The 25758-nt window shown below is 39.2% G+C and carries 21 protein-coding genes and 4 pseudogenes; 13 read left to right on the top strand and 12 right to left on the bottom strand.

Annotation, left to right across the window (positions count from 1 at the left end):
* Window positions 1–146 precede the first annotated feature (146 nt).
* Both QAP06_RS06450 and QAP06_RS06445 read left to right on the top strand, forming a co-directional pair.
* Complete coding sequence (locus QAP06_RS06450; protein WP_286465517.1) at window positions 147–440, top strand: DNA cytosine methyltransferase; 294 nt, start codon at window positions 147–149, stop codon at window positions 438–440.
* A pseudogene (locus QAP06_RS06445) lies at window positions 394–663 on the top strand (YbfB/YjiJ family MFS transporter); the annotation flags it as partial. The gene QAP06_RS06450 and the pseudogene QAP06_RS06445, both read left to right, overlap by 47 nt.
* 92 nt (window positions 664–755) lie before the next feature.
* On the opposite strand, the gene QAP06_RS06440 reads toward QAP06_RS06445, so the two are convergent.
* From QAP06_RS06440 to QAP06_RS07805, 6 genes and pseudogenes are all read right to left on the bottom strand, one after another.
* Window positions 756–968 (bottom strand): 2-hydroxymuconate tautomerase family protein, encoded by a 213-nt coding sequence (locus QAP06_RS06440; protein ID WP_024751587.1) that lies wholly within the window; start codon window positions 966–968, stop codon window positions 756–758.
* A gap of 464 nt (window positions 969–1432) precedes the next feature.
* Window positions 1433–2161, bottom strand: a complete 729-nt coding sequence (locus QAP06_RS06435) for a Fic family protein (protein ID WP_286465514.1) — start codon at window positions 2159–2161, stop codon at window positions 1433–1435.
* 38 nt (window positions 2162–2199) lie between these two features.
* Window positions 2200–2271, bottom strand: a pseudogene (locus QAP06_RS07760) (type II toxin-antitoxin system mRNA interferase toxin, RelE/StbE family); the annotation flags it as partial.
* A complete protein-coding gene (locus QAP06_RS06430; protein ID WP_286465513.1) occupies window positions 2258–2647 on the bottom strand; it encodes a hypothetical protein in 390 nt (129 codons plus the stop codon). The pseudogene QAP06_RS07760 and the gene QAP06_RS06430, both read right to left, overlap by 14 nt.
* A gap of 97 nt (window positions 2648–2744) precedes the next feature.
* A pseudogene (locus tag QAP06_RS06425) lies at window positions 2745–3273 on the bottom strand (RepB family plasmid replication initiator protein); the annotation flags it as partial.
* 605 nt (window positions 3274–3878) lie between these two features.
* Window positions 3879–3992 (bottom strand): annotated as a pseudogene (locus QAP06_RS07805) (Fic family protein); the annotation flags it as partial.
* A gap of 211 nt (window positions 3993–4203) precedes the next feature.
* On the opposite strand from QAP06_RS07805, the gene QAP06_RS06415 reads away from it, so the two are divergent.
* Both QAP06_RS06415 and htpG read left to right on the top strand, forming a co-directional pair.
* Window positions 4204–5556: an outer membrane family protein gene (locus tag QAP06_RS06415; protein ID WP_286467610.1), complete on the top strand. Its 1353-nt coding sequence runs from the start codon at window positions 4204–4206 to the stop codon at window positions 5554–5556.
* Between the two features lie 102 nt (window positions 5557–5658).
* Window positions 5659–7524, top strand: a complete 1866-nt coding sequence (htpG, locus tag QAP06_RS06410; RefSeq protein WP_286465511.1) for a molecular chaperone HtpG — start codon at window positions 5659–5661, stop codon at window positions 7522–7524.
* Window positions 7525–7717: 193 nt separating this feature from the next.
* Here the strand turns inward: htpG and hcpA are convergent, their stop codons facing one another.
* The 3 genes from hcpA to mnmG form a co-directional block, all read right to left on the bottom strand.
* On the bottom strand, window positions 7718–8470 hold the full coding sequence (gene hcpA / locus QAP06_RS06405) for a Sel1-like repeat protein HcpA (RefSeq protein ID WP_286465509.1): 753 nt from the start codon (window positions 8468–8470) through the stop codon (window positions 7718–7720).
* Window positions 8471–8549: 79 nt separating this feature from the next.
* Complete coding sequence (dapE, locus tag QAP06_RS06400; protein ID WP_286465508.1) at window positions 8550–9716, bottom strand: succinyl-diaminopimelate desuccinylase; 1167 nt, start codon at window positions 9714–9716, stop codon at window positions 8550–8552.
* A 10-nt stretch (window positions 9717–9726) separates the two neighbouring features.
* A complete protein-coding gene (gene mnmG, locus QAP06_RS06395; RefSeq protein WP_286465507.1) occupies window positions 9727–11592 on the bottom strand; it encodes a tRNA uridine-5-carboxymethylaminomethyl(34) synthesis enzyme MnmG in 1866 nt (621 codons plus the stop codon).
* 95 nt (window positions 11593–11687) lie between these two features.
* Between mnmG and QAP06_RS06390 the strand changes: the two genes are divergently transcribed.
* Genes QAP06_RS06390 through dxr form a run of 3 tightly spaced genes read left to right on the top strand, consistent with a single transcriptional unit; the run spans window position 11688 to window position 15260 of the window.
* Window positions 11688–13346: an SLC13 family permease gene (locus tag QAP06_RS06390; protein ID WP_286465506.1), complete on the top strand. Its 1659-nt coding sequence runs from the start codon at window positions 11688–11690 to the stop codon at window positions 13344–13346.
* A 12-nt stretch (window positions 13347–13358) separates the two neighbouring features.
* Window positions 13359–14159 carry a phosphatidate cytidylyltransferase gene (locus QAP06_RS06385; RefSeq protein WP_286465505.1) on the top strand — a complete coding sequence of 267 codons (801 nt, stop codon included), beginning with the start codon at window positions 13359–13361 and terminating at the stop codon, window positions 14157–14159.
* The gene (gene dxr / locus QAP06_RS06380; protein WP_286465503.1) at window positions 14160–15260 is read left to right on the top strand and encodes a 1-deoxy-D-xylulose-5-phosphate reductoisomerase; all 1101 of its coding nucleotides are present in this window, start codon (window positions 14160–14162) and stop codon (window positions 15258–15260) included.
* A gap of 181 nt (window positions 15261–15441) precedes the next feature.
* On the opposite strand, the gene QAP06_RS06375 is transcribed toward dxr, so the two are convergent.
* Complete coding sequence (locus tag QAP06_RS06375) at window positions 15442–15993, bottom strand: YbhB/YbcL family Raf kinase inhibitor-like protein (protein WP_286465502.1); 552 nt, start codon at window positions 15991–15993, stop codon at window positions 15442–15444.
* 144 nt (window positions 15994–16137) lie between these two features.
* Here QAP06_RS06375 and QAP06_RS06370 point away from each other — a divergent pair, with 144 nt between their 5' ends.
* The 6 genes from QAP06_RS06370 to msrB all read left to right on the top strand — a co-directional run bounded on the left by QAP06_RS06370 (window position 16138) and on the right by msrB (window position 21984).
* Window positions 16138–16599 carry a helix-turn-helix domain-containing protein gene (locus tag QAP06_RS06370; RefSeq protein WP_286465501.1) on the top strand — a complete coding sequence of 154 codons (462 nt, stop codon included), beginning with the start codon at window positions 16138–16140 and terminating at the stop codon, window positions 16597–16599.
* 172 nt (window positions 16600–16771) lie between these two features.
* The gene (locus QAP06_RS06365; RefSeq protein ID WP_000941671.1) at window positions 16772–17935 is read left to right on the top strand and encodes a NifS family cysteine desulfurase; all 1164 of its coding nucleotides are present in this window, start codon (window positions 16772–16774) and stop codon (window positions 17933–17935) included.
* A 21-nt stretch (window positions 17936–17956) separates the two neighbouring features.
* Window positions 17957–18937, top strand: a complete 981-nt coding sequence (locus QAP06_RS06360; RefSeq protein WP_286465500.1) for an iron-sulfur cluster assembly scaffold protein — start codon at window positions 17957–17959, stop codon at window positions 18935–18937.
* 154 nt (window positions 18938–19091) lie between these two features.
* Window positions 19092–19325 (top strand): ribbon-helix-helix domain-containing protein, encoded by a 234-nt coding sequence (locus tag QAP06_RS06355; RefSeq protein ID WP_000415833.1) that lies wholly within the window; start codon window positions 19092–19094, stop codon window positions 19323–19325.
* Window positions 19326–19436: 111 nt separating this feature from the next.
* On the top strand, window positions 19437–20783 hold the full coding sequence (gene radA, locus QAP06_RS06350) for a DNA repair protein RadA (protein ID WP_286465499.1): 1347 nt from the start codon (window positions 19437–19439) through the stop codon (window positions 20781–20783).
* A 121-nt stretch (window positions 20784–20904) separates the two neighbouring features.
* On the top strand, window positions 20905–21984 hold the full coding sequence (gene msrB / locus QAP06_RS06345) for a peptide-methionine (R)-S-oxide reductase MsrB (RefSeq protein WP_286465498.1): 1080 nt from the start codon (window positions 20905–20907) through the stop codon (window positions 21982–21984).
* Between the two features lie 429 nt (window positions 21985–22413).
* On the opposite strand, the gene QAP06_RS06340 is transcribed toward msrB, so the two are convergent.
* Together QAP06_RS06340 and hopM are read right to left on the bottom strand one after the other, a co-directional pair.
* Window positions 22414–23247, bottom strand: a complete 834-nt coding sequence (locus QAP06_RS06340; RefSeq protein ID WP_286465497.1) for a sulfite exporter TauE/SafE family protein — start codon at window positions 23245–23247, stop codon at window positions 22414–22416.
* Between the two features lie 209 nt (window positions 23248–23456).
* Window positions 23457–25532: a Hop family outer membrane protein HopM/HopN gene (gene hopM / locus QAP06_RS06335; RefSeq protein ID WP_286465496.1), complete on the bottom strand. Its 2076-nt coding sequence runs from the start codon at window positions 25530–25532 to the stop codon at window positions 23457–23459.
* Window positions 25533–25758 lie beyond the last annotated feature (226 nt).

Raw genomic sequence — 25758 nt, 5'->3', positions numbered from 1 at the left:
GGGATACGAAAAAATACGCTTGATTTATCGTGAGCTTTTTTAGTTGCAATCACTTTTAAAGCAGAAGATGGCTTGTGGGTAAAATGAAACAAGGGATAAATGATCAAACAGGCTTTACAACGCTACCAATGGTATTAAGAACTTGAATGAACCAATGTAATTGCATGGATTTATTTAGTGGGGCTGGCGGTTTGTCGTTGGGTTTTGCGGATACAAATAGATTTAATATTTTAGCCCACATTGAGTGGGAAAAACCTATGGCTACTACACTGAGAAACGCTTTAATCAAACGCTTCAAGATTAGTGAAAAAGAAACAAAAAAAAGAGTTATCGCATTTGATATTCAAAAAACTGATGAATTGATAAATGGCTCTTGGAATAATGAAACTCTTAAAATTTATGATGGGAGCAACCACAACCGCCAATGTCAATCTAACTAACATGATGGCTTTAAATATTGTCGGCGCACAACATTTGGCTAGAGCTTCTTCTTGGCTTACATTTTCTTTTGGTATTTTTACTTTTTTCGTATGTCTTGCCGTGTTCTTAGGGTACTTGGGCTATTTTTTGGTTTTTGCTATCTGTGGTGTTTGTTTGATTTTAAGTTTTGTAGTTCTTTCTCCTATTAAAATTCAAACAGATGCCAAAAAAGCAAGAGATTAGTTTTTTTGGCAATCCCACCATTTATCAATTGTAGGGCGTGATAACCCCAATTCCTTGTCAAAACATGGCATTCAATTTCTAACAACGGATTTTTAACTCTCTGTCTGTTTTCTCACTTCAGTAATGCTCTTCCCACCTAACCCATAGTTATCAGTGTCTATTTCATCAATAATAACAACTGTAGAAGCCTTGTTTTTATTAAGCACTTTTGATAAAAGCTCTGTAATTCCCGCAATAAGTTCTTTCTTCTGTTCAGTGGTAGGGCAACCTTGTTCTTTTGTGATACGAACATTAACAAATGGCATAAACACTCCTTAACTTTAATTCTATCTCGCTCGCATTACCTTGTATTATTATAATCTTGGCAGTCCTCCTTGTCAAGCTTATTCTCTTGCGGGTAGAGTCTTGTTTGAATCTTTTGGGGAACTCATCAAAGATCAGATCCAAGACATGCTTAATGATGCGGTCATCATATTCTTACAGCAGGTCGCTAATAGAATCAATAAGATAAAAATGCTATAAAAATTTTCTACCATCTTTCTGTAAGAAAGGGGAAGTTTTTCTTGGAAGTCATTTTCCTTTGAGAAGTTTTTTAGAAAAAATTCTTTTTCTATTAGCTTATTTGTTTTGGAGATCATCTTTTTTCTAATTTGTCTTTTTTTCTCATGAGTTTGTTGCGCCATTGGAATAAGAAAGACAAATGATTCAATAGCTTCAAGTCCTGTAAGGGCTGTATGTTATCATAGATGACTTGTGCTTCTACAATGAATTAGCGCACCTTATTATTTGCCGCTCGCCTTTCTTTCAAAATGGCAGCGTATCGCTCAATCTTTTCTAGTTCTATTTTTTGGCAGTTCTTAATGATGCCAACTAGAGCGTTAGCGTCTTGTTCCCTCATAGCATGCATGTATTCGCTTCTAGCGCTTACTTCAATCACAAAGGGCGTTAAATTAGCTTTTATGGTTTGGTAGAACATCAAGGCTCTTCCTGTGCGGCCATTGCTATCACTAAAAGGGTGGATCTCTTCAAATTCTATGTGGAGTTCTGCTATCTTTTTTATTTTTTCTTCACCGCTCAAATTCAATAGCGTTTCATCTTGTATTTTCAAACACAGATCATTGATTCTAGGTTGCACCATTATTGGACTTGCAGTCGGTTTTTTAGTCCCTATGATCTCATTGTAAGTGGTTTTGAATTTTCCAAAATCAGGCAGGATATTACGCATCAAAACAGAATGGAAATGGCCAATCAAATGTTCATCTATGATCTTATCTCTCTCTAAAAACTCTAAAATAAGGGGAACAAAATTGCGATAATTTTCTATCTCATGCACTTCATCCAAGCTCACCGACTTGATAGGGGTCTTTCTGTCTATTAAGATACTCATTGTATCGCCCAAAGTCAGGTTGTTGCCCTCCATAGCGGAGTTGTGGTGTGCCATGCGAATGGTCAGGTCCATAGCGTAATCATCAAATTCTAACAATTCTTTATAGTCCATTACTTTGTTCCTGGTGTCTAAAGCTAGTGGATTTTAACATCGTCAAACCCGTTTTTAACAAGTTTTTTAAAATCTTTTTTGTAAAGGATATAGTGCTTAATTTTCAGCATTCACTTCCTTTTTGATTTCATTTGCCCATGCAGAAAAGTCTTCAATAGCTTCTAAGTTTTTGCCACTTAACGCATCTCTCATGGCTTGTTGCGTTTCAAGGTTTGGGGTCTCATGCCCAAAACAGCAATCATTAGCCCTCTTTTGATCAAAAACAAGGTTAAGTTCTTGCAAGACTTTATTCAATTTTTCTAATTTAGAATTAAAACTCTTATTGTTCTTTTCTAGTTTCTTGTCTAGTTCTTTAGTGAGTTTTTCTTGGAAAGATATTTTTTCTTTTTGTATCTTTTTGATCTTTTCTTTGGTGCTTAACATCAAATTGAAGATCTGCCTCTCGCTCAATTGAGAATAATCTTTTTGCGTGGTGGTATTTGGCATTATTTTATCCTTTAATGAGAATTATTTTTTATTATAGCGTGTTTTATTGGGGTTTAAGGGGCTTGCCCCTTAATACAAGGGGACTTGTCGCCTTGTATTTACTGGGTTTGTTCAATTCAATTTTACACCTTACACCGACTAAAAAGCAAGTAATTTTCTTGAATGATTGAAGTTTCGGTTTCGCTAATTTTCCAAAAATCAGCGGTTTTGATTCTATCCCACAGCTTGATGACCACTTCTGATAAGCGCTCATTAGAAATATCTATGTTTAGCATGTGTTTCAAATCTTGCGGTTCAAAACGAATGAGAGTATTCCCTTGATCTTTGAGTCTTTGAAAAATAGCGAATAAAAGATTGGCTTCCCTTTCGCTCAATTTCCCTAGATTAACCTTATTAGCGTTGTTGTGGTAGGTGATATAGGTTTTATCTTTAGGGGTTGTAACCACTAAATCTTTGCATGGTGTGGGGGTGGTTTGTGGCTCTTTTGTTGGTGTGGGTTCTTCTTTTAGAGTGGGTTTTAGTTCTTCTTTTTTGATTTCATGCTTTGATAGTAATTCTTTAATTGTTTGTGGGAGTGCATCTAATATTTTTAACGCTTTTTGTAAATCTAATTGATCAAATTCCACTATATACTCCTTACTTTTGGTGTATAATAAGTGCTCGTATTAGTATGTTTATAAGGGTCTAACCCCCTAGACAAGGGATTAGACCACGAATAAGCCTAATATAGCAATTGTGCGAGAATTACTAATACTAGCACTAATACGACAAATACTTTCATAATTGATACCTCCTAACGAGGTGTCGCCCTCTCTATCCTCCAACCCACTAACCAAACAAAGTCAAGCTAGTTACTCCAAATTTTGTCGCACATAGGAAATACCGCACTTGTGAAACTATTAGCACGCTGTTATTATCCCACTAGCACGAAAAAATCCGTCCTTTAGGGCGGAGATGTAAGCGCTTAACCGTTAGGGTATTTGAGTATCGTTTTACATTATCTATCCACGCTTATAGGGTTAAATCAAAGCAGAGTCTAGAAGCCTGTAAAAAATTTTTTGAAAATTTGTGATTTTTTGAAAATTTCAAAAAATTTGTTTGAAGAAAAATTAGATGCTAAACTAGTGGTATTTTCCAACAACGCAAAGAAAAAAACCGACCATTGATACACCTAAACGCTAAAAAACGCTCAAAACGCAAAATACGAAAGTGCACAAGCAAAAAAGCGGTTTCACTCAGAAAAGAAATAGCTAACCATTTCATTGAAATTATCTTGACTTTGCAAAATGGTGTCTTTCAAATAACCTTTTGTATTGTCATATTCTCTAATGCCCCTATAGTAAAGGGATACAATAATTGTTATCAAAAGCCACAACAATAGGGACAATCTCTTGCATGCACAATCCTTAAATCTTTAAATTGAACCCGCTTTTTGTAAAAAAAGGGGGAGATTTGTGATTTTATCGTTTTTTTTTTTTTCTACAATGAGCGAGCAACTTGCGAGTTTGTTTTATGGCATAATATCAGACTTCAATAAAAAGGTGTTTGATAAAAGGGTGCTTAATCAAAAAGTTTGGCTAGGGCTTTTAGCTTTGAATGGGGTTTTCCTCAACGCTTTTGAGTATCAAATCAGTGCGAGAGTGGGATCGTTTTCGCGCATCGCTTTCAATCAGTCAGTTATCAATTCCAAAAAAGGGATTTACCCTACAGGGAGTTATGTAACCACTACCGGGGCTTTACAAGTTGATTCTAGTTTGCTCCCTAAAGGGATTGAAGATCACAAACTGGGTTTTGGGGTGGGGGGCGAAATAGGAGCGTTAGCGTATGATTCCACGAAGTTTTTGATTGATGAAGCCAACCCTAAGGCAGGGTTTCAGCCAGCGAACTGGTATTACATGGGGCGATGGGAGGGCTATTTGATGCAACACAGCCAAAATTGGACCAGAGAGCAAAAGGCTCAAAACGCCAGGCCTTATGTGTTATATAATTTGTATTTAGATTATCAATATAAGGATATTTTTGGGATTAAATTAGGGCGTTACCCTTCTAAAGCTTTGTTTTTGAGCGGGTTTAATCAAGGGTTTGAGCTTTTTTACCGGTGGAAAAAGTTTAAGATAGTGTGGTTTAGCACCTTTGGAAGGGCTTTAGCCAATGAGCAATACATTAGAGATTTTTACGCTCCTGTCAATTATAAGCAAAAAATCAACTACGGCATGCACAATTTCAATCTCATTTACGAAAATAAATACATTAGGGTCGCGCCTTTTATTTGGTTTTACCCTAAGAATTTTAACGCTCCTGGATTTGAAATCACCCATGACACAAAGTCTTATTGGAAATCTGGTTGGCGCATCCAAACGACTTTTTACGCATGGTTCCCCCTTTATAGCGATTATTTGTCTAAAGATTATTACAGAGCCGCTTTAGTGGGTAAAAAAGCAGCGAGTTTGTTTGTGTTTCAAAGAATCAATTTCCGCTCTTATCGTTTTGGCTGGAGCGTGTATAAGAATTTTGGGAACGCGAGCGTTCAATTAGGCTGGAACGGCTCACCCATTGATCCTTTTTATGACACGAAAGATAACACCCCTTATGAAGACGCTTATTCCAATTTTTACAACGCTAATTCCATAACGATTAACGCTTTTGTAGGGAAGAGCATTAAGAATCTTTTGGTGCAATTGTATGGGAAATTGACCTATTCCCCAAGGGCTGATGCGCAAAGCTTAGGGGTTACTTTTAAATATAACTTTAAAAAACATATCTATTTCATGCTAATGGTTAATGGCTATCAAATCACGATGCATAAAGGTTATAAGGTAGGGTTTTTTACAAGCGGTTACAACCCCAATTTCGCTCAAACCATTCAAAACAGAAGCTATTTGATGAGTTCTATGAGTTATCGTTTTTAAAAAATTAAACATTCTTTCATGTTATTTTTTAAGCCGTAGCATACCCCTTTTAAGCGCGCTTTTATTGTATAATCTTAAAAATTTTATTAAAGGAAAAGATCAATGTCTAATCAAGAATACACCTTTCAAACTGAAATCAACCAGCTTTTGGATTTGATGATCCACTCTTTGTATTCCAATAAAGAGATTTTTTTAAGAGAGTTGGTTTCTAATGCGAGCGACGCTTTGGATAAGCTGAATTATTTAATGCTGACCGATGAAAAATTAAAAGGGCTGAATATTACGCCTAGCGTTCATTTGAGTTTTGATAGCCAGAAAAAAACCTTAACGATTAAAGATAATGGTATAGGCATGGATAAAAACGATCTCATTGAGCATCTAGGCACGATCGCTAAATCAGGCACGAAGAGTTTTTTAAGCGCTTTGAGTGGGGATAAGAAAAAAGACAGCGCCTTGATTGGCCAATTTGGCGTGGGCTTTTATTCAGCGTTTATGGTAGCGAGTAAAATTGTCGTTCAAACCAAGAAGGTTACTAATCATCAAGCTTATGCATGGGTGAGCGATGGTAAGGGCAAGTTTGAAATCAGTGAATGCGTTAAAGAGGAGCAAGGCACAGAAATCACCCTCTTTTTAAAAGATGAAGATTCTCATTTTGCGAGCCGTTGGGAGATTGATAGCGTTGTTAAAAAGTATTCTGAGCATATCCCTTTCCCTATTTTTCTAACTTACACCGATACGAAATTTGAGGGCGAAGGGGATAATAAAAAAGAAGTTAAAGAAGAAAAATGCGAGCAAATCAATCAAGCGAGTGCTTTATGGAAAATGAATAAGAGCGAATTGAAAGAAAAGGATTACAAAGACTTTTACCAATCGTTTGCGCATGATAACAGCGAGCCTTTGAGCTATATCCATAATAAAGTGGAAGGCTCTTTAGAATACACCACGCTTTTTTATATTCCTAGCAAAGCGCCCTTTGACATGTTTAGGGTGGATTATAAAAGCGGGGTTAAACTTTATGTTAAAAGAGTGTTTATCACTGATGATGACAAAGAATTGTTGCCGTCTTATTTGAGGTTTGTTAAAGGCGTGATTGACAGCGAAGATTTACCCTTGAACGTGAGCCGTGAAATCTTACAGCAGAATAAGATTTTAGCCAATATCCGTTCGGCTTCAGTGAAAAAGATTTTAAGCGAGATTGAACGCTTGAGCAAGGATGAAAAAAATTACCATAAATTCTATGAGCCTTTCGGGAAAGTGTTAAAAGAAGGCTTGTATGGGGATTTTGAAAACAAAGAAAAACTTTTAGAATTGTTAAGATTCTATTCTAAAGACAAAGAAAAATTGATTTCTTTAAAAGAATACAAAGAAAATTTAAAAGAAAATCAAAAAAGCATTTATTACCTTTTAGGCGAAAATTTAGACTTATTAAAAGCGTCCCCCATTTTGGAAAAATACGCTCAAAAAGGCTATGATGTTTTGTTATTGAGCGATGAAATTGATGCGTTTGTGATGCCAGGCGTGAATGAATACGATAAAACGCCCTTTAGAGACGCTAGCCATAGCGAGAGTTTGAAAGAGCTTGGTTTGGAAGAAATCCATGATGAGGTAAAAGATCAGTTTAAAGATTTGATGAAAGCGTTTGAAGAAAATCTTAAAGATGAGATTAAAGGCGTAGAGCTTTCCAGTCATCTCACTTCAGCGGTGGCTTTAATAGGCGATGAACAAAATGCGATGATGGCTAATTGGATGCGTCAAATGGGTCAAAGCGTGCCTGAAAGCAAGAAAACTTTAGAATTAAACCCTAACCATGCGATTTTGCAAAAACTCTTAAAATGCGAAGATAAAGAGCAGTTGAGCGCTTTTATCTGGTTGCTTTATGATGGGGCGAAGCTTTTAGAAAAAGGGGCTTTAAAAGACGCTAAAAGCTTTAATGAGCGCTTAAATAGCGTGCTGTTGAAAGCACTGTAAGGGGGTAAAACCCTTTTTAAGGGTTTGAATAAATTTGCTTTAAACCCTTCAAACGCCAATCTAAAAACGGCAATGAATGGGTGCGATAAAAGCCTTATATTGTGATTAAGAGATTAGTTTGCATGGTTTATGCTTTCATTAAGATATTAAAAAGCGTAAAAGCCAGCTAAACGCTGTGTTTAGCCTAACTTCATTAAGGTTCTATTTTCAATTCCTTAAGAGCGTCGCATGCTTCTTTAACGCCTGATTTGCAACCTTTTTTAAAGTTTTCTACCGCTTGCTTCTCGTCCTTTGCTGTGCCTTGTCCATTATATTGCATAACCCCTAAATTATAACACCCCCTACCATCGTTCAACTCGCATGCTTTAGAATAACGAGCGATAGTTTCCTTAAAATTCTTTGTTATACTATATATGTATCCTGCATTAATACACCCTGGGCTATCTTTTAAATCGCAAGCTTTTTCATACAAATCAAGAGCCTTTCTTAAGTCCTTAGGCGTGCCTACGCCATGATGGTGTAAGCTTCCTAATACCATACACCCTTCAGCATGGTTTAGATCGCAAGCTTTAGAGTAGTATTGTGAGGCTTTTTTAACGTCTTTAGACACGCCTTGTCCGTTATAGTATAAATTGCCTAGCAGGCGGCACCCATAACCATCATTCAATTCGCAACCTTTAGTGTAAAATTGGATGGCTTTTTTCAAGTCTTTTCCCACTCCTTTCCCTTCTTCATAGAACGCCCCTAAAAAAACACACCCAAAGCCATTTTTTAACTCACAAGCTTTTTCAAAATGCGTTTTAGCTTGAGCGAAATCTTGCTTATTTGCGCTCTCTATACCTAAATGAACAAGCTCTTTAGCGTCTGGTTCTGCCATTAACCCTCTCAAACACAACGCACCCAAACACAAGACCCCAAAAAGGGTTTTTTTAACGCTTCCTAGCATGATATACCTCCTATAAAAAAATGTAATCCTTTATAATTGTAATCAAATATTGATAAGCCTTACTTAATGTTTGTTTATTTTATGCCTCGCTCAAATCCTCTAAAACCCCTAAAAACACTTTTTCTAAAAGCTCTAATTCTTTCAAGCTCACCCTTTCATCAATGGCATGGATCCTGTCATTAATAACGCCAAACTCCACCACTTCTATACCATAAGTGCTAAAAAATCGCGCATCGCTCGTGCCACCTTTGGTGTTTAAAAGGGGGGTGGTGCGGCATGTCTTTAAAATATTTTCTTTTAAAACGCTGGTAAGCTTTGAATGAGAAGCCGTGATGAAAGGCGAACTGCTTGACTCTAATTCTAAAGTGTGAGACAAATCTTTTAAAACTTTTTCTAAATATTCTTTCAAGCTCTCTTTGGTGGTTTTTAAAGAATGGCGCGCATTAAAGATCATTTCTACGCTTGCTGGGGTAACATTATTCGCCCCTAACCCTGCATGCAAGTTGGTGACAACCAATTTTGAAGGGTCAAAATATTCATCGCCATTGTCTAAATGGACTCCTGAAATCAAGGGCAAAACAGAAGCGAGCGCATCAATAGGGTTTTGGCATTTTTGCGGGTAAGCCACATGCCCTTGAACGCCTTTTAAAATGAGTTTGCCATTAATGGAACCTCTTCGGCCAATTTTGATGCTATCGCCTAAGACTTTTTCGCAAGTGGGTTCAGCCACAATCGCCATATGGGGCAATAAATCTTTTTCTTTGAGTTTTTCTAGCATGAGTTTTGTGCCAAAAATCCCTGGCCCTTCTTCATCGCTCGTGAGTAAAATAGAAAGCAAAAAAGGGGTTTTAGGGTTAAAATTTAAACTCGCGCTCAAAAACGCCCCCACGCCCCCTTTCATGTCTTGCGCCCCACGGCCGTATAAAAACCCCTCTTTAATAACGGGTTTAAAGGGATCGCTTTGCCAATTATCTCCAGGAGGTACGACATCAATATGCCCTGCAAAAGAAAAATGCAAGGGCTTAACATTTTCTTTTATATGCTTTTCTTTTGCATGTTCTTTTTTTGCATGCTCTTTGGGGGGGTTAAAAATGCGGTATAAAAAAAGGTTTTTCACGCCATTTTCTCCACACTCTAGTGTTTTAAAAGCAGGAAAAAGCGATTTAATGTATTCAAAAATACCGCATTCTTTAGGCGTAATGGTGGGGTAGCTGATGAGCTTTTGGGTGATTTCTAAAGCGTTCATTAAAAATCCTTTAAGAGTTTTTCCGCAAATGGATGTATAAATGCAAAACGTCTAAATTCGCTGGGGTGATCCCGCTGATTTCTGAGGCTTCAAAAAGGCTTTTGGGGCGGAATTTTTCTAATTTTTCTACCGCTTCTAAGCTTAAGCCTGGAATGCCTTTAAACACAAAATTTTTAGGGATAGAAACTTTGAGCATGCTATCCATTTTAGCGATATTTTCGTGTTGCTTTTCAATATAAATATTATATTTGCATTCAATTTTAATCTGCTCTAAAACCCGATCGTTCAAGGGCGTTAAAAAGCTGAAAAAGGAGCGCATTTTTTCTATATTAAAACTATCGCGCGCTAACAAACTAACGCCATCAACCTTGTCATTGATAGGGTTTTCATCTAATTCGTTTAGGCGTTTTAACACTTCTTTGCTAGGGGTAAGGACGCATTCTTTAAGGCGTTTCAAGTTTTCTTGTATTGCTTGTTGGTCTTTTTTCAATTCCTTATAAAAATCCTCTTCCATAAGCCCTAAACGATAGGCATGTTCGCCCAACCTAAAAAGCGTGTTGTCTTCTCTTAAAAGCAAGCGGTATTCGGCTCGGCTAGTAAACATCCTGTAAGGCTCATTCGTGCCTTTAGTGACCAAATCATCAATCAAAACGCCGATATAGGCTTCATTGCGCTTTAAAATAAAGGGGGCTTGATTCTTTAAGGCTAATACCGCATTAATCCCAGCCATAAGCCCTTGAGCCGCCGCTTCTTCATAGCCGGTAGTCCCATTGATTTGCCCGGCCAAATAAAGCCCTTTGATTTTTTTGGTTTCTAAAGTGTGGGTCAATTCTGTGGGTTGGATAAAATCATACTCTATCGCATAGCCATAGCGCGTGATGAGGGCGTTTTCTAAACCTTTGATAGAATGAATGACCTTTTCTTGCACATCTAGGGGTAAAGAGGTGCTTAAGCCGTTGATATAATATTCGCTTTTGTGAATGGTTTGAGGCTCTAAAAACAGCTGGTGGCGTTCTTTCTCGCTAAAGCGGTTGATTTTATCTTCAATGCTAGGGCAATACCTTGGGCCTATGCCTTCAATTTGACCGCTAAAAAGGGGGGCTCGGTGGAAATTATCCCTAATGATTTGGTGGGTAATGGGGTTAGTGTAAGTGATAAAGCATGAGAGTTGGGTGGGGTTAAAATCTTTGGTTTTATAGCTGAAATAGGGAGGGTTTGTATCCCCAAAATGCTCTTCTAATCCTTCAAAATCAATGCTATTGCCCGCCACTCTTGGGCAAGTGCCGGTTTTTAACCTCTCCACCTTAAAGCCAAGCTCCCTTAAATTCAAGGCTAAAGAATTGGAAGCGTTTTCCCCAAAGCGCCCGTTTTGGTTTTGGTGCTCGCCAATATGCACCACCCCTTTTAAAAAAGTGCCTGTGGTGATGATCACTTTTTTAGCTTTATAAGTGTTATTAATGTTCGTGGTTACGCCCACTACCTCATCGTTTTCAAGGATTAAACTTTCGGTCATTTCTTGAGAGACGCTCAAATTAGGGGTGTTTAAAACAAGATTTCTTGCAAAAATGCGGTAAGTATCCATATCAATTTGCGCTCTAGTCCCTCTAACTGCCGGCCCTTTAGAAGCGTTTAACACACGATATTGCAAACCGCTATTATCCGTAATAATCCCCATAGCCCCCCCTAAAACATCCACTTCTTTAGTCAAATGCCCTTTACCCAAGCCTCCAATCGCCGGATTACAGCTCGCTAAACCGATCGTGTCTATGAGCATGGTGATTAAATGCACTCTAGCCCCCATTTTGGCTGCAATCAAGCTTGCTTCAATGCCTGCATGCCCCCCACCAACCACTAAAATATCACTTTCTTTTACCACTCTTTTTCCTATTTTGATATGATTTTTCTAAAATCTTAGTTTTGAAAAAGTTTTATTGTAGCATGTAGGTTAGTAATTTTAAAGGGTAAAATAAAATGGAAAATCATTCGCATGCCAATACGCATACCGATACGCGCGCCGATGATAAAAGCACTAAGATCGTGCGCTTGTTGGGTCTCATAGGGGGAGCGTTAATCGCGCTTATTATCTATTATGCACTCAATTCTCAACTGCCTCATATTGCAGAAGAAATCCCCAAGCTCAGTTCCTTAAATTATAAGGCGATGCCTGTTGTGGCTGGGGTGGCTGTTTTAATGGGGATATGGTGGATGACTGAAGCCATTGACTTGCCCGCAACCGCGCTTTTACCTTTGGTGCTTTTTAGCGTCTTTAGCGTGGATCAATTCTCTAGCGTCAGCTCTTCTTACGCATCGCCGATTATCTTTCTTTTTATGGGAGGGTTTATTTTAGCTTTAAGCATGCAAAAATGGAACTTGCACACGCGCATCGCTTTAAGCATTATTTTATTAGTAGGCACAAGCCCTAGGAGGTTGATTTTAGGTTTCATGATAGCTACGGGCTTTCTGTCTATGTGGGTGAGCAATACCGCAACGGCGGTGATGATGCTCCCTGTTGGCATGAGCGTTTTGCAATTAGTCGCTAAACTGGTTGGCAAAGAAAACGCCTCTAATTCATGGTATCAAAAAGAAGAAATCACCAAAGCGCATGGGGGTATTATGAGTAATATCGTGCATAAGGGCAAAGACATTACCCAAGTCATTCAAGAAAAGACTACTATCTATCGCACGAATTTCAGTATTTGCTTGATGCTTGGCATCGCTTATGCGGCTTCTATTGGCTCTTTAGGCACTCTTATTGGCACGCCGCCTAACGCTTTATTGGCCGGCTATATGAAAACCGCTTTCAATATTGAAATTGATTTCGCTCAGTGGATGGTGTTTGGGACGCCGTTAGCCTTTATCATGCTCATTTTAGCGTGGCTCTTGCTCACTTATGTGATTTTCCCTTTAAAGATTAAAGAAATCCCAGGGGGTAAGGAAGTCGTTAGGTTAGAGTTAAACAAACTAGGCCGTTTGAGTCAGGCGGAAATCTCTGTGGGGATTATTTTTATCCTGGCATCTTTAGGGTGGATTTTTTTAGGCGTGATGTTAAAAGCTTGGGGCGTTAAAATAGACAGGATTGATTCGGTGATCGCAATAGGGGTTTCTGCACTTTTATTCATTTTGCCCGCTAACCATCAGGGCGATAGGCTCATTGATTGGGACACCACCAAAAAACTCCCTTGGGATGTGTTGCTTTTGTTTGGCGGTGGGTTAGCCTTGAGCGTGCAATTTTCTAAAACCGGGTTGAGTTTGTGGATCGGGCATTTAGTCTCTGGATTTTCGCATTTACCGATTTTATTCATCATTGTCATGGTAACTTTAATGGTCATTTTCTTAACCGAAATCACTTCTAACACCGCCACTGCTGCGGCGTTTTTACCGGTGATTGGAGGGGTTGCAGTAGGCATGGGTTATGGGAATAGCGAAAGCTTGTTATTGACCATTCCTGTAGCCTTGAGCGCGACTTGCGCGTTCATGCTCCCTGTAGCCACCCCACCCAATGCGATAGCTTATGGCTCTGGGTATGTTAAAATAACGGATATGATTAAAGCCGGTTTGTGGCTTAATTTAGTGGGAGTTGTTTTGATTAGCGCGTTCAGCTATTTTTTAGTTCCGCTGGTATTTAATTGATTAAGGAAAAAAGTGAAAGAAGAGTTATTTAAAGAAAAATCTCGTTACATTACAGGGTTTGTTTTAATCATTGTGGCAGGCTTGATTTTGTATGCGGACAATTTGTTGTTGTTTTGGGCGGTTTTAGGGGGGGTTTATGTGGTAGGGTTTTCTGAAGCGTTAAGACTATTTCAAGTTAAAGCGAGCTTTAGTTTGTATCTCATTTTAGTGTTGTCATGGGTAGCGGCGTATTTTAACGGGCACCCTATAGAATGCGCTCTTATTAGCGCGATGGTCATGGCTAGTATTATCGCTTATCGAAAAGCGCACCATAGCGAAGCCATTTTACCCTTTTTATACCCGGGCGTTGGGTTTTTTGCACTTTTTGGGGTTTATAAGGATTTTGGTGCAGTAGCGATCATTTGGCTTTTAGTCGTGGTGGTTGCAAGCGATGTGGGGGCGTTTTTTGGAGGCAAGCTTTTAGGCAAAACCCCTTTCACGCCCACTTCACCAAATAAAACCTTAGAGGGCGCATTGATTGGCGTGGCTTTGGCGAGCGTTTTAGGATCGTTTGTGGGCATGGGGAAATTGAGCGGGGGCTTTTTTATGGCGCTTTTATTCAGCTTTTTAATCGCTCTTGTGGCGGTGTTTGGGGATTTGTATGAAAGTTATTTGAAAAGAAAGGTCGGGATCAAAGATAGCGGTAAGATTTTACCCGGGCATGGGGGCGTTTTAGACCGATTGGATTCCATGCTTTTTGGGGCTTTAGGCTTGCATGCGTTGTTGTATTTTTTAGAAATTTGGAAAGAGACGGCGGTGTTTTTGGGGGATTGAATGGTTGTTTTAGGAAGCACTGGCTCTATTGGGAAAAACGCCCTAAAAATCGCCAAAAAATTCAAGGTAGAAATAGAAGCCTTGAGCTGTGGGAAAAATATCGCTTTAATCAATGAGCAAATCAAAGTTTTCAAACCCAAGAAAGTGGCGGTTTTAGATCCTAATGATTTGAATGCTTTAGAGCCTTTGGGCGCGGAAGTGTTTGTAGGGCTAGACGGCATTGATGCGATGATAGAAGAGTGCGTTTCACATTTAGTCATTAACGCCATTGTGGGCGTGGCAGGATTAAAGGCGAGCTTTAAAAGCTTGCAAACTAACAAAAAACTAGCCCTAGCGAATAAAGAGAGTTTAGTGAGTGCGGGGCATTTATTAGACATTTCACAAATCACGCCCATTGATAGCGAGCATTTTGGTTTGTGGGCGTTGTTGCAAAACAAGGCTTTAAAGCCTAAGTCTTTAATCATTAGCGCGAGTGGGGGGGCTTTCAGGGACACGCCTTTAGAATTTATTCCTATGCAAAACGCGCAAAACGCGCTCAAACACCCTAATTGGAGCATGGGATCTAAAATCACCATTGATTCAGCGAGCATGGTCAATAAGCTTTTTGAAATCCTAGAAACTTATTGGCTTTTTGGCGCGTCTTTAAAGATTGATGCGCTGATTGAAAGAAGCTCTATCGTGCATGCTTTGGTGGAGTTTGAAGACAACTCTGTCATCGCACATTTAGCGAGCGCGGACATGCAATTACCCATAAGCTATGCGATCGATCCGAAGTTAGCCTCTTTAAATGCGTCTATCAAGCCACTAGATCTATACGCTTTAAGCACGATTAAATTTGAACCCATTAGCATGGAGCGCTACACTTTGTGGCGTTATAAAGACTTGTTGTTGGAAAATCCAAAGCTTGGCGTGGTGCTGAATGCGAGCAATGAAGTGGCGATGGAGAAGTTTTTAAATCAAGAAATCGCTTTTGGTGGCCTGATTAAAACCATTTCTCAAGCCTTAGAATCATACGCTAAAATGCCTTTCAAGCTCTCTAGTTTAGATGAAGTGCTGGCGTTAGATAGGGAAGTTAGGGAGCGTTTTAAAAATTATAGGTAGCGTTGAATGAATAGTTTGATAAGGAGTTGATGCGTGTTTAAATCAGCTTTTGGTGCTTTTAGCTCTAATTTCTAGCGTTATAATCCATCTCGTTAGGGTTGCATAAAACCCCACTTTTTAAAAAAATGAAAGAATATTAAGGTTAAACAAGTTCATTGAGCTAAACCTACAAGCTTATAGCCTATTTCCTCACAAACCGCTTGTATAGAAATTCCTTTCTCCCTATGGCGATGATATGCCCACGCATTTTGTCATGCAAATCGCCTAAGAAAAAAGGGGCTTTTAAGGCGAGTTTAGGAATGTCTAGGGCATACACTTGGATTAAGTAATGGTGATCGCTATTAGGGGGCATGGGGCCGATATAAACGCTGTTATTGAGATTGGAGCGTTGTTTTTCGCTTTCATTAAGAGAAGAACGGATAAAGCCTTGAGTGAGCGAATTGACCCCTTGAGTAATCCTTTTATCCATCATGGAAGCGTTTTCTTCTAAAACATTATGAGAGATATTGCCTACGACCCAATGGACAAACGGCATGCCGCACACTTTTTGAGCGTCATGATCGATGAGTTCTAACGCATAGCTTTGAGCGCCTTCCACTTTTTGCCATGAGATTTTAGGCGAATAAGTGGGTAAGCCGTTTGGATTGAGAAACGCTTTAGGAGCGTTACCGCCAAATTTAGCGTCCAAATACCCTTCTGAATCGGTTTGAATCATTACTTCAAAAGTTTTCATTTTAAGCCCTTTTTCTTTGAAATCGTTTTGCGTTTTTTATTGTAGCATGATCCTAAAAATACATCTTAATTTGGAGCATGGTATTAGAATAATCATTTTTAATGATTAAATAGTTATTTATTTTTGGTGGTTAGTATTGAACGCATGGAAAGTAAAATAAATCGTTTGAGCACCAAGATAGACGCACTATTGGAACAGCAAAAAAGAGTGATTTCTTTACTAGAAACTTATTTGAGCGTTTATCCCGCCCAAGAGGCTTCAAATAAGTTTTTTAAAGGCGTTAGTCAAGGGATGGAGTTAGCCCCAGAAATCGTGCAAGAAGCTGAAGAAAAACGCCTTTACGTGTTGCAATATTTAAGCCATGTGGATATTACCAAAAACAAACAAGACTCCCAGATCAAAAAAGATTGTTTGGAATTTATCCAAAGGTTTAATGTCCCAAAACCCATTATAGTTACCGCTCTTTATAACCTTAGGGGCATTAAGCCCACTAAAAAAGAAGTAGCGAAACAATTGCAAAAACTCTATGTGTGGGAGAAGCGTTACCAACAAGGGGGGATAGACGCTTTAAAAGACAGGCGTGGGAGACCCCCTAAAAAACCTTAAGCGACTTGGTAGCAGCTGTTGTTGGTTTTTGATAGGAGGATGTTCGCATTTCTCAAAATGTTTTCAAAAATTCATCTTATTTTAAGTTAAAATTAAGAAAATATCTTGTATTTAATCATAATTTAGACTTAGATAAGAAAATCTATGTAAAATTTTAAGGAGAATATTAACCTTGTTACAACGAATTTATTTAGACAATAACGCTACAACGAGAATTGACCCTAAAGTCAAAGAGATCATGGATCCTTTTTTAAGGGATCATTATGGGAATCCTAGCTCGTTGCACCAGTTTGGCACAGAAACCCACCCAGCCATTGCAGAAGCGCTAGACAAGCTTTATAAGGGCATTAACGCTAGGGATATAGATGATGTGATCATCACTTCTTGCGCGACAGAAAGCAATAATTGGGTTTTAAAGGGCGTGTATTTTGATGAATGCTTGAAAAAAGGCAAAAACCATATTATAACCACGGTTGCAGAGCATCCGGCGGTGCGATCCACTTGTAATTTTTTAGAAAGCTTGGGGGTGGAGGTTACTTACTTGCCCATTAATGAGCATGGGAGTATCACCGCAGAGCAAGTCAAAGAAGCGATCACAGAAAAAACCGCTTTAGTGAGCGTGATGTGGGCGAATAATGAAACCGGTCTCATTTTCCCTATTGAAGAAATTGGGGCTATCTGTAAAGAAAAGGGCGTGTTGTTCCATACCGATGCGGTGCAAGCGATTGGTAAAATCCCTGTAGATGTGTTGAAAGCGAATGCGGATTTTCTTTCTTTTAGCGCACACAAGTTTCATGGGCCTAAAGGCATTGGGGGGTTGTATATTAGAAGTGGGGTGGGATTGACCCCTCTTTTTCATGGAGGGGAGCATATGAATGGTAGGCGCAGCGGGACTTTGAATGTGCCTTATATTGTGGGTATGGGCGAAGCGATGAGATTAGCCGTAGAGCATTTAGACTATGAAAAAGAAGTGGTGGGGAAATTGCGCGACAAATTAGAAGAAGCGCTTTTGAAAATCCCTGATGTGATGGTGGTAGGGGATCGAATCCATCGTGTGCCTAACACGACTTTAGTCAGCGTGAGAGGGATTGAAGGAGAGGCCATGCTGTGGGATTTGAATCGCTCCAATATCGCCGCTTCCACAGGGAGCGCGTGCGCGAGTGAGGATTTAGAGGCTAATCCTGTCATGGTAGCGATTGGAGCGAGTAAGGAATTAGCTCATACCGCTATCAGGCTTTCATTGAGCCGTTTTAACACGGAAGCTGAAATTGATAAAACGATTGAAGTTTTCTCTCAAGCGGCTGTAAGATTGAGAAATATTTCAAGCTCTTATTAAAAAGAATATAAAGGAATCAAAATGGCAAAACATGATTTAGTGGGTTCGGTTCTCTGGGATGCGTATTCTAAAGAAGTTCAAAGGCGCATGGATAACCCTACGCATTTAGGGGTCATCACCGAAGAGCAGGCTAAAGCTAAAAACGCTAAGCTCATTGTAGCGGATTATGGTGCAGAAGCATGCGGTGATGCGGTGAGATTGTATTGGCTTGTAGATGAAAGCACGGATAAGATTGTTGATGCGAAGTTTAAAAGCTTTGGTTGCGGAACAGCGATCGCAAGCTCAGACATGATGGTGGAATTGTGTTTGAATAAAAGAGTCCAAGATGCGGTAAAAATCACGAATTTAGATGTGGAAAGAGGCTTAAGAGACGATCCGGACACGCCGGCTGTCCCTGGGCAAAAAATGCACTGCTCGGTGATGGCGTATGATGTGATCAAAAAAGCTGCCGGCATGTATTTAGGGAAAAACGCTGAAGATTTTGAAGAAGAAATCATCGTGTGCGAGTGCGCTAGGGTGAGTTTAGGCACGATTAAAGAAGTGATTAGGCTTAATGATTTAAAAAGCGTTGAAGAAATCACTAACTACACCAAAGCCGGCGCTTTTTGTAAAAGCTGTGTGAGGCCTGGAGGGCATGAAAAAAGGGATTATTACCTGGTGGATATTCTTAAAGAAGTGCGCGAAGAAATGGAAGCTGAAAAACTTAAAGCCGCCGCTAATAAATCTCAAAATGGGGAATTGGCTTTCAGGGAAATGACGATGGTTCAAAAGATTAAAGCCGTGGATAAAGTCATTGAAGAAAATATCCGCCCGATGCTTATGATGGATGGGGGGGATTTAGAGATTTTAGACATTAAAGAAAGCGATGATTACATTGATGTGTATATCCGCTACATGGGGGCATGCGATGGGTGCATGAGCGCGACTACCGGGACTTTATTTGCCATTGAAAACGCCTTACAGGAATTATTGGATCGCAGTATTAGGGTGTTACCGATTTGATTTGATATTTTTAGGGGGTGAAGGCCTTTTTTGAGCGAGTGCTAATAAACTTAAGATAAGGAATGATTAGCGCTTGCAACATTATTCATTATACGCTACTTTTATGCTAGCATGCTATTTTGAAGCGATTTGCGATGATGATTGAAGGAACTTGATGGAAAAGACAGAAAACACAGATGAAACTCGCTTAAGGGGCACTAAAAATAAACTAGGGCGCAAACCAAAAGCAGACGCTAATAAAAAAACTCGTGCTGTAAGCTTGTATTTTTCTGATGAGCAATACCAAAAACTAGAGAAAATGGCTAACGAAGAAGAAGAAAGCGTGGGATCTTATATCAAACGCTATATTTTGAAGGCTTTAAGAAAAATAGAGCAAAATGGCGCTTGATAATTTTTTAACTTGTTTTTAGTGTAGCTTTACGAGTTTTGCTAGAAAACAAAACCAAAACTCCGTTTTTATCTGGTCTTTAGCTGTGTGATTTTAAAAAAGAGTGGTATTTTGGCTAAAAAAACTTCTTTATTTGAATGTCAGCATTGCGGTTTTACAAGCCTTAAGTGGCTGGGCAAGTGCGTTCAATGCAACGCATGGGAGAGTTTTATAGAATTGAATCAAACCCAAAAGGAAGTTTTAAACACGCTTAAAAACCCGATCTCAAAAGCGCAAAAAAGCGTTTCTATCGCTGCAATTGAGCATGAAGAAGTCATTAAGTTTTCTTCTACTCAAAGCGAATTGGATATTGTTTTGGGTGGGGGGATCGCTAAAGGAGGGTTGTATTTAGTGGGGGGGAGTCCTGGGGTGGGGAAATCCACTCTGCTTTTAAAAGTGGCTTCTGGCTTAGCCAAAAACCAGCAAAAGGTTTTGTATGTGAGCGGAGAAGAGAGCTTGAGCCAGATTAAAATGCGCGCCACTAGATTAGATTGCATAGAAAAAGAATTGTATCTGCTCAATGAAATCAATTGGCCTGTGATTAAGGCTAATATGGAGAGCGAAAATTATTTTGCTTGCGTGATTGATTCTATCCAAACGCTTTATTCGCCAGAGATTTCTTCAGCACCCGGCTCTATTTCGCAAGTGCGAGAGATCACTTTTGAACTCATGCGTTTAGCCAAAACAAGAGATATTGCTATTTTTATCATCGGCCATATCACTAAAGAAGGGAGCATCGCAGGGCCTAGAGTGCTAGAGCATATGGTAGATAGCGTGCTGTATTTTGAGGGCGATCCCAGTAGGGAATTAAGGATTTTAAGGAGTTTTAAAAACCGCTTTGGCCCTACGAGTGAAATCGGCTTGTTTGAGATGAAAGAGCAGGGTTTGGTGGGCGCTAAAGAAGCTTCAAGCTTGTTTTTTTCTAAAGAAGAGCCTATGGAGGGGAGCGCGATTACCATCACTTTAGAAGGCTCAAGGGCGTTGATTTTAGAGATTCAGGCGTTGGTGAGCGAGTGCAGTTTTGGAGCGCCCAAACGATTAGCGAACGGGTTTGACACTAACCGCCTTAACATGCTTATTGCTTTATTGGAAAAAAAGCTAGAAATCCCCTTAAACCGCCATGATGTGTTCATTAATGTGAGCGGAGGCATTAAGATTAGCGAGCCGGCTTGCGATTTAGCGGTCATTGCCAGTATCCTTTCAAGCTTTAAAAACAGAAAAATTGACAATAAAACGGCGTTTTTGGGCGAAGTGAGTTTGAATGGCAGGATTTTAGAAGCCCCTAATTTGAACGCTAGATTGAAAGAAATGGAAAATTACGGCTTTTTAAAAGCCATTTTGCCCAAAAAACCCAATCAAAAAACCTCTATCAAATGCTATGAAGCCAATGTGGTGGGTAAGATTGTTGAATGGATGTGATGAACTTTTGTTACCTAGTAGAACAAAGCCTTATTGAAATTTAAACTCAATTTAAAGAGCAATTACCATCTTTTTTAGTTATAATGGCAGACACCATTAAAATTAAAACAAAGGTTATTCAATGAAAGTATTATCTTACTTGAAACATTTTTATCTTTTTCTACTAATAGGAGCGTTTATGCAAGCGAATGAAAACATGGGGGCTAAACACCAAAAAACCGATGAAAGAGTGATTTACTTGGCTGGGGGGTGCTTTTGGGGGCTAGAGGCGTATATGGAGAGGATTTATGGCGTCATAGATGCAAGCTCTGGTTACGCTAACGGCAAGACTTCAAGCACGAATTATGAAAAGTTGCATGAGAGCGATCATGCTGAAAGCGTGAAAGTGGTTTATGATCCTAAAAAAATCAGTTTGGACAAATTGTTGCGTTACTATTTTAAGGTGATTGATCCGGTGAGCGTGAATAAGCAAGGTAATGATGTGGGCAGGCAGTATCGCACAGGGATTTATTATGTCAATAGTGCGGATAAAGAAGTGATAGACCACGCCTTAAAAGCGTTACAAAAAGAAGTGAAAGGCAAAATCGCTATTGAGGTGGAGCCTTTAAAAAATTATGTGAGGGCTGAAGAATACCACCAGGATTATTTGAAAAAACACCCCGGTGGTTATTGCCATATTGATTTGAAAAAGGCGGATGAAGTGATTGTGGATGATGATAAATACACCAAACCAAGCGATGAAGTTTTAAAGAAAAAACTCACCAAACTCCAGTATGAGGTGACTCAAAACAAACACACTGAGAAACCCTTTGAAAATGAGTATTACAACAAAGAAGAAGAGGGCATTTATGTGGATATTACCACAGGCGAGCCGTTATTTTCTTCAGCGGATAAATACGACTCTGGTTGCGGGTGGCCAAGCTTTTCTAAGCCTATCAATAAAGATGTGGTGAAATACGAAGACGATGAGAGCCTTAATAGGAAACGCATTGAAGTGTTGAGCCGTATTGGTAAGGCGCATTTAGGGCATGTGTTTAACGATGGGCCCAAAGAATTAGGGGGCTTAAGGTATTGCATCAACAGCGCGGCTTTAAGGTTTATCCCCTTAAAAGACATGGAAAAAGAGGGTTATGGCGAGTTTATCCCTTATATCAAAAGGGGTGAATTGAAAAAATACATCCAGGATAAAAAAACGCATTAAGGGGTAATGACTAAGCTCTCTTAAGGGGGGGTTAAAATAGGGGGTTTAAGCGTTTGGGTTGTTCTTATGGGTTATCTTAAAAACGCTAAAAATCACCTTAACTGATTGTTTTTTAACTATTCTTATTCAAAAAAAACAACCCCTATAAAATATTTTATTTCTTAAAAGAAGTCATTTAAAAAATGTATTTTTTGACTCTGTTCTCATCAAATAAAGATAACTAAAACTTTTTATTTTTTTAAAAATGGGATTTTTAATTTTATTTTTTGTTTCAAACTTATTTTTTAAGGGGGTAGGGGGTTATCCCATTACAACCCCCAAACTAAACCCCCCTAACCCTAAAGAAGCGCTTTTTTAGAGGTTATCGCTTGCTCTTAGAAAGCTTTTTGATATTAATTTTAAAAATGCCCTTGATTTATTTTTAAATTTTTAACCCATAATGAGCTTGTGTAAAGTCGCTAAAATGCTTAAAGCATAAATGAGGAGCAACAGGATTTTATGCACCTTTTCATTAGCCAAAGCAATGAGCTTGATGCCAATGCCCACCCCTAAAAACGCTCCAATACCGGTAATCACCCCCGCTTGAACGCTTATATCATCAAGAACCTTCCCGTTATAAAGAGAAATGACCCCGGATAAAGAAGCGAACACCACAAAAAATAGCCCCAAAGGCACGATTTTTTTAGAATCGTATTTCAAAAAATAGCCCAAAAACGGCACCATTAAAATCCCTCCACCCATGCCTAGCGGGATAGAAAAAATGCCGGTAACAAAACCGGCGAGCATCAAAACCCCATGCGTTCTATCCATAGACACAAAGGGGATTGGGCGCTTTTTTTCGGGCGTTTTGTTATTCGCATGCAAATCAAAATGCATTTCTTCAAAATGCTCTGGTTTCTTGTTGCTAGAAAAAGCGTATTTGATAAAGGTGTAGCACACCACCACCACAAATATAGTCATTAAAATTTTATCGTTAATGATCTTTAAAATAAAGCTCCCTAAAATCGCCCCCATTAGCCCTCCAAGCGCGGCAAATGAGCCTTCTCTCAAATCCAATAAGCCCTTTTTGTAATTGATGATAGAGCCGACCACTGAAGAAAAAAGCATTTGCATGAGCGAAATACCCACCGCTTGGCTATAGCTAAAATGGGCAAAAATCGCACTAGGGACGACAATCTCCCCCCCACCAATACCAAAAAACCCGGCGGTAATGCCAGTGAATAGCCCCACAAGAGCCAAAATAAACGCTGTTGATTCTTCCATAAAAAACTCCCTAAATTTTAAATGATTACTTTATCAAAAAAGAGTGACAATCTTTAAAAAATTTTCTTTAATGATTGCAAAAATAGGGTTTTGATTACTTTAATTTTATCGCTTGAGAGCGGTTGCAAGAGATTATCTAGGCTCTTTACTGCTTAATTTAAAAAGGCTTTCAAGCGTTTTTAAACAAACCCCTTTTTTAAAGAGGGTTTTTAATAAGCAAACACATAATTGAGAAAAAGGCTATACATCCTTCTGTATTCTAGTTTGGCGCCCATGAAAGAATAATAGTTGGTGTTGATCGTAGGGATTTTAAAACCTAGTTCAATGCCATGCTGAGCGGCATGATCGCTGTCTTTTTTCTTAGGCCTAGCGAGGTTCATTCTCAAGCCTAGATTGAATAAAAATTGGAAATTAGCCACATTCATCTTAGCGCTATAGATATTGCCCACCATGTTCAAATTCACGAATTCAGAATTAAGCCACGAAGTCCCGGCTAGCGCAAAGCCACCAAAAAGCCCCACAGAGAGTTTGTTATTTTTGCCTAAAAAGTTGGTGTTTTTATCGTTAATGAAGTTATAAAGAGCGTCCATACCCACCCCATAAGTCCACACATCAGAAGCCGAGTTAAAAAAATTAGATTTGATATAAGCATGGTTATAATCAAAGAAACCATAATACCTTAACCCCCAATTCCTTTTTTTGCCAAAGAATTGCTTATAGCCCACTTGCACGCCGATCCCGTTCATTGCGCCGTTATTGTTTTGATAGTCAATCACGCCGATGCGCCTAAAGGGGTTTTTGCCTAATTCTTGCGTGATGGTTTGGAGCTGGTTGTATTTGTTGGTATCCAAAGAATAAGTGAGCAGACCTTCTGGGGAATTAGGGTTTTGAGTGGAATGCGTCATGTTTTGAAGAGACTTAGCATTAGGCAAGTGAGAGATACCATTATTAATCGCTGTAGAGTCTTTATTCAGGGTGTTAAGGGCTTCTTTAAAATTCAAAATGGTTTGAGCCAAAGCTTTCTCTTGATTGACCTGATTGCCATAATAAGCGGTGTGTTGCTCCAAAGAGTTTAAAGTTTCCTTCACAAACGCGCAGCCTGAACCCCAAGTGTTATTGGTGATCACACCAGCCGATCCTGCTTTACATTCTTCCAAATCCCCTTGGATAGGCCCTTGGATGCTGTGGAAATTATTCGCAACTTGTTGGGCTAAATTTAAAATCTCTGCTTGAGCGTTCGCTCTGTTGAGCATTTCTTGAGCGAAGATTTTGTCTTTGGAAGTGTAGGGGTTGAAATTGTCTGGTTGTGTGATTTGGGTATTTTCATTAGCGTTAAGCTGTTTGGTTTTTTCTAAAACGGCTTGAGCGTTTTTAATCATCTCGTTAATAGCGTTAAAAGAAGGGCCAAAAATATCCATCACATTCCCAGGCGTAGAACTCAACCCCCATGCTTTACCGCCATTGCTCGTTTGCACATGCGGGTTTTGAGTGGTGAGGACTTGCATGATAGTAGCGGCTTGTTGCAATAAGGTTTCAGCGTCATTGTTGTATTTCAATTGTATCGTAGGCGAGAATGCTGATCCGCCTGAATAAGAGGTTGGGATCTCTTTCCCATTCTCTGTATAATAATGCTCTATGATATTGTTTTGTGTAGTGGTCCTATAATTGGTTTGTTGTATGTTGACTACCCCTGTTTTGGTGGTGTCATTCAAGGCAGGCATTCCGCCTCCTTGGTTTTGGTTTAAAGCGGTTTGGATAATTTGATAAGCTTGGTTGAGTTTTTGGTATTCGTCAATGGATAGAATGCCATTGGGACCTGTCCCATACGCTTGATTACAAGTGGTGGTTGTCCCCTTAAGGGCTGGTGTGTTACCAAACGATTGGTAGCTTTGATTGTTGGTAGGGCCAGGGCCACAGCCAATAAAAAGGGCTATGACTTGCCACATGCCCACAGCGGCATTGAGCGCTAAAGCCACAGCTTGATAGGCCGGAGAAGTGGTGGTAGCGCTAGTGAGATTGATTGCGCTTGAGCTTAGATTGTCAATCGCACCGGTAATCGCACTCGGTGTGCTGGCTAGATTGACTAAGGAATTTAAGTAATTGTATTGGTTTAAAAGGTTGTTTAAGTTATCGTATCTGTCCGCAAGATTTTGTAGTGCTCCTGTGTTTTTCACTTTTTGAACCGCTTCACCGATCTGATAGCCCACGCTCATGTAAAATCCGTCATCTTCAGCCATTGATAGTGAAGCCATGAGAGAAAGAGAGAGAAAGAGGGATTTTTTCATGTTTTACTCCTTTTGATAGATTTTTGTTAGTTTCACATTCCCATGATAGCCATGTTTATGAAATTTCGCCATTTTACCATAAAATGCTTATTTTTAGCTTAAAATTTATATTTTGAAAAAAAAAAAAACAATTTTAAGTATTTTTTACAATAAAATATCATAGAGCTTGATTTAAGAAAAGGGATTTTATCTGGTTTGAAATTGGTTTTTAAATCTTATAATCAAG

The organism is Helicobacter pylori, assembly GCF_030323545.1.
Lineage (GTDB): Bacteria > Campylobacterota > Campylobacteria > Campylobacterales > Helicobacteraceae > Helicobacter > Helicobacter pylori_CO.
The sequence above is the reverse complement of the archived record's forward strand: the minus strand, read 5'-3'. Positions and strand labels throughout refer to the sequence as shown.

Excerpts from the sequence above, each read along its gene's own strand:
- QAP06_RS06390 (WP_286465506.1), top strand. The coding sequence starts at position 11,688 with ATGGAAAATCATTCGCATGCCAATACGCATACCGATACGCGCGCCGAT.
- htpG (WP_286465511.1), top strand. The coding sequence starts at position 5,659 with ATGTCTAATCAAGAATACACCTTTCAAACTGAAATCAACCAGCTTTTG.
- QAP06_RS06340 (WP_286465497.1), bottom strand. The coding sequence starts at position 23,247 with ATGGAAGAATCAACAGCGTTTATTTTGGCTCTTGTGGGGCTATTCACT.
- QAP06_RS06370 (WP_286465501.1), top strand. The coding sequence starts at position 16,138 with ATGGAAAGTAAAATAAATCGTTTGAGCACCAAGATAGACGCACTATTG.
- QAP06_RS06360 (WP_286465500.1), top strand. The coding sequence starts at position 17,957 with ATGGCAAAACATGATTTAGTGGGTTCGGTTCTCTGGGATGCGTATTCT.
- msrB (WP_286465498.1), top strand. The coding sequence starts at position 20,905 with ATGAAAGTATTATCTTACTTGAAACATTTTTATCTTTTTCTACTAATA.
- QAP06_RS06375 (WP_286465502.1), bottom strand. The coding sequence starts at position 15,993 with ATGAAAACTTTTGAAGTAATGATTCAAACCGATTCAGAAGGGTATTTG.
- QAP06_RS06430 (WP_286465513.1), bottom strand. The coding sequence starts at position 2,647 with ATGCCAAATACCACCACGCAAAAAGATTATTCTCAATTGAGCGAGAGG.
- hopM (WP_286465496.1), bottom strand. The coding sequence starts at position 25,532 with ATGAAAAAATCCCTCTTTCTCTCTCTTTCTCTCATGGCTTCACTATCA.
- QAP06_RS06435 (WP_286465514.1), bottom strand. The coding sequence starts at position 2,161 with ATGGACTATAAAGAATTGTTAGAATTTGATGATTACGCTATGGACCTG.
- dxr (WP_286465503.1), top strand. The coding sequence starts at position 14,160 with ATGGTTGTTTTAGGAAGCACTGGCTCTATTGGGAAAAACGCCCTAAAA.
- QAP06_RS06450 (WP_286465517.1), top strand. The coding sequence starts at position 147 with ATGAACCAATGTAATTGCATGGATTTATTTAGTGGGGCTGGCGGTTTG.
- QAP06_RS06440 (WP_024751587.1), bottom strand. The coding sequence starts at position 968 with ATGCCATTTGTTAATGTTCGTATCACAAAAGAACAAGGTTGCCCTACC.
- QAP06_RS06355 (WP_000415833.1), top strand. The coding sequence starts at position 19,092 with ATGGAAAAGACAGAAAACACAGATGAAACTCGCTTAAGGGGCACTAAA.
- dapE (WP_286465508.1), bottom strand. The coding sequence starts at position 9,716 with ATGAACGCTTTAGAAATCACCCAAAAGCTCATCAGCTACCCCACCATT.
- hcpA (WP_286465509.1), bottom strand. The coding sequence starts at position 8,470 with ATGCTAGGAAGCGTTAAAAAAACCCTTTTTGGGGTCTTGTGTTTGGGT.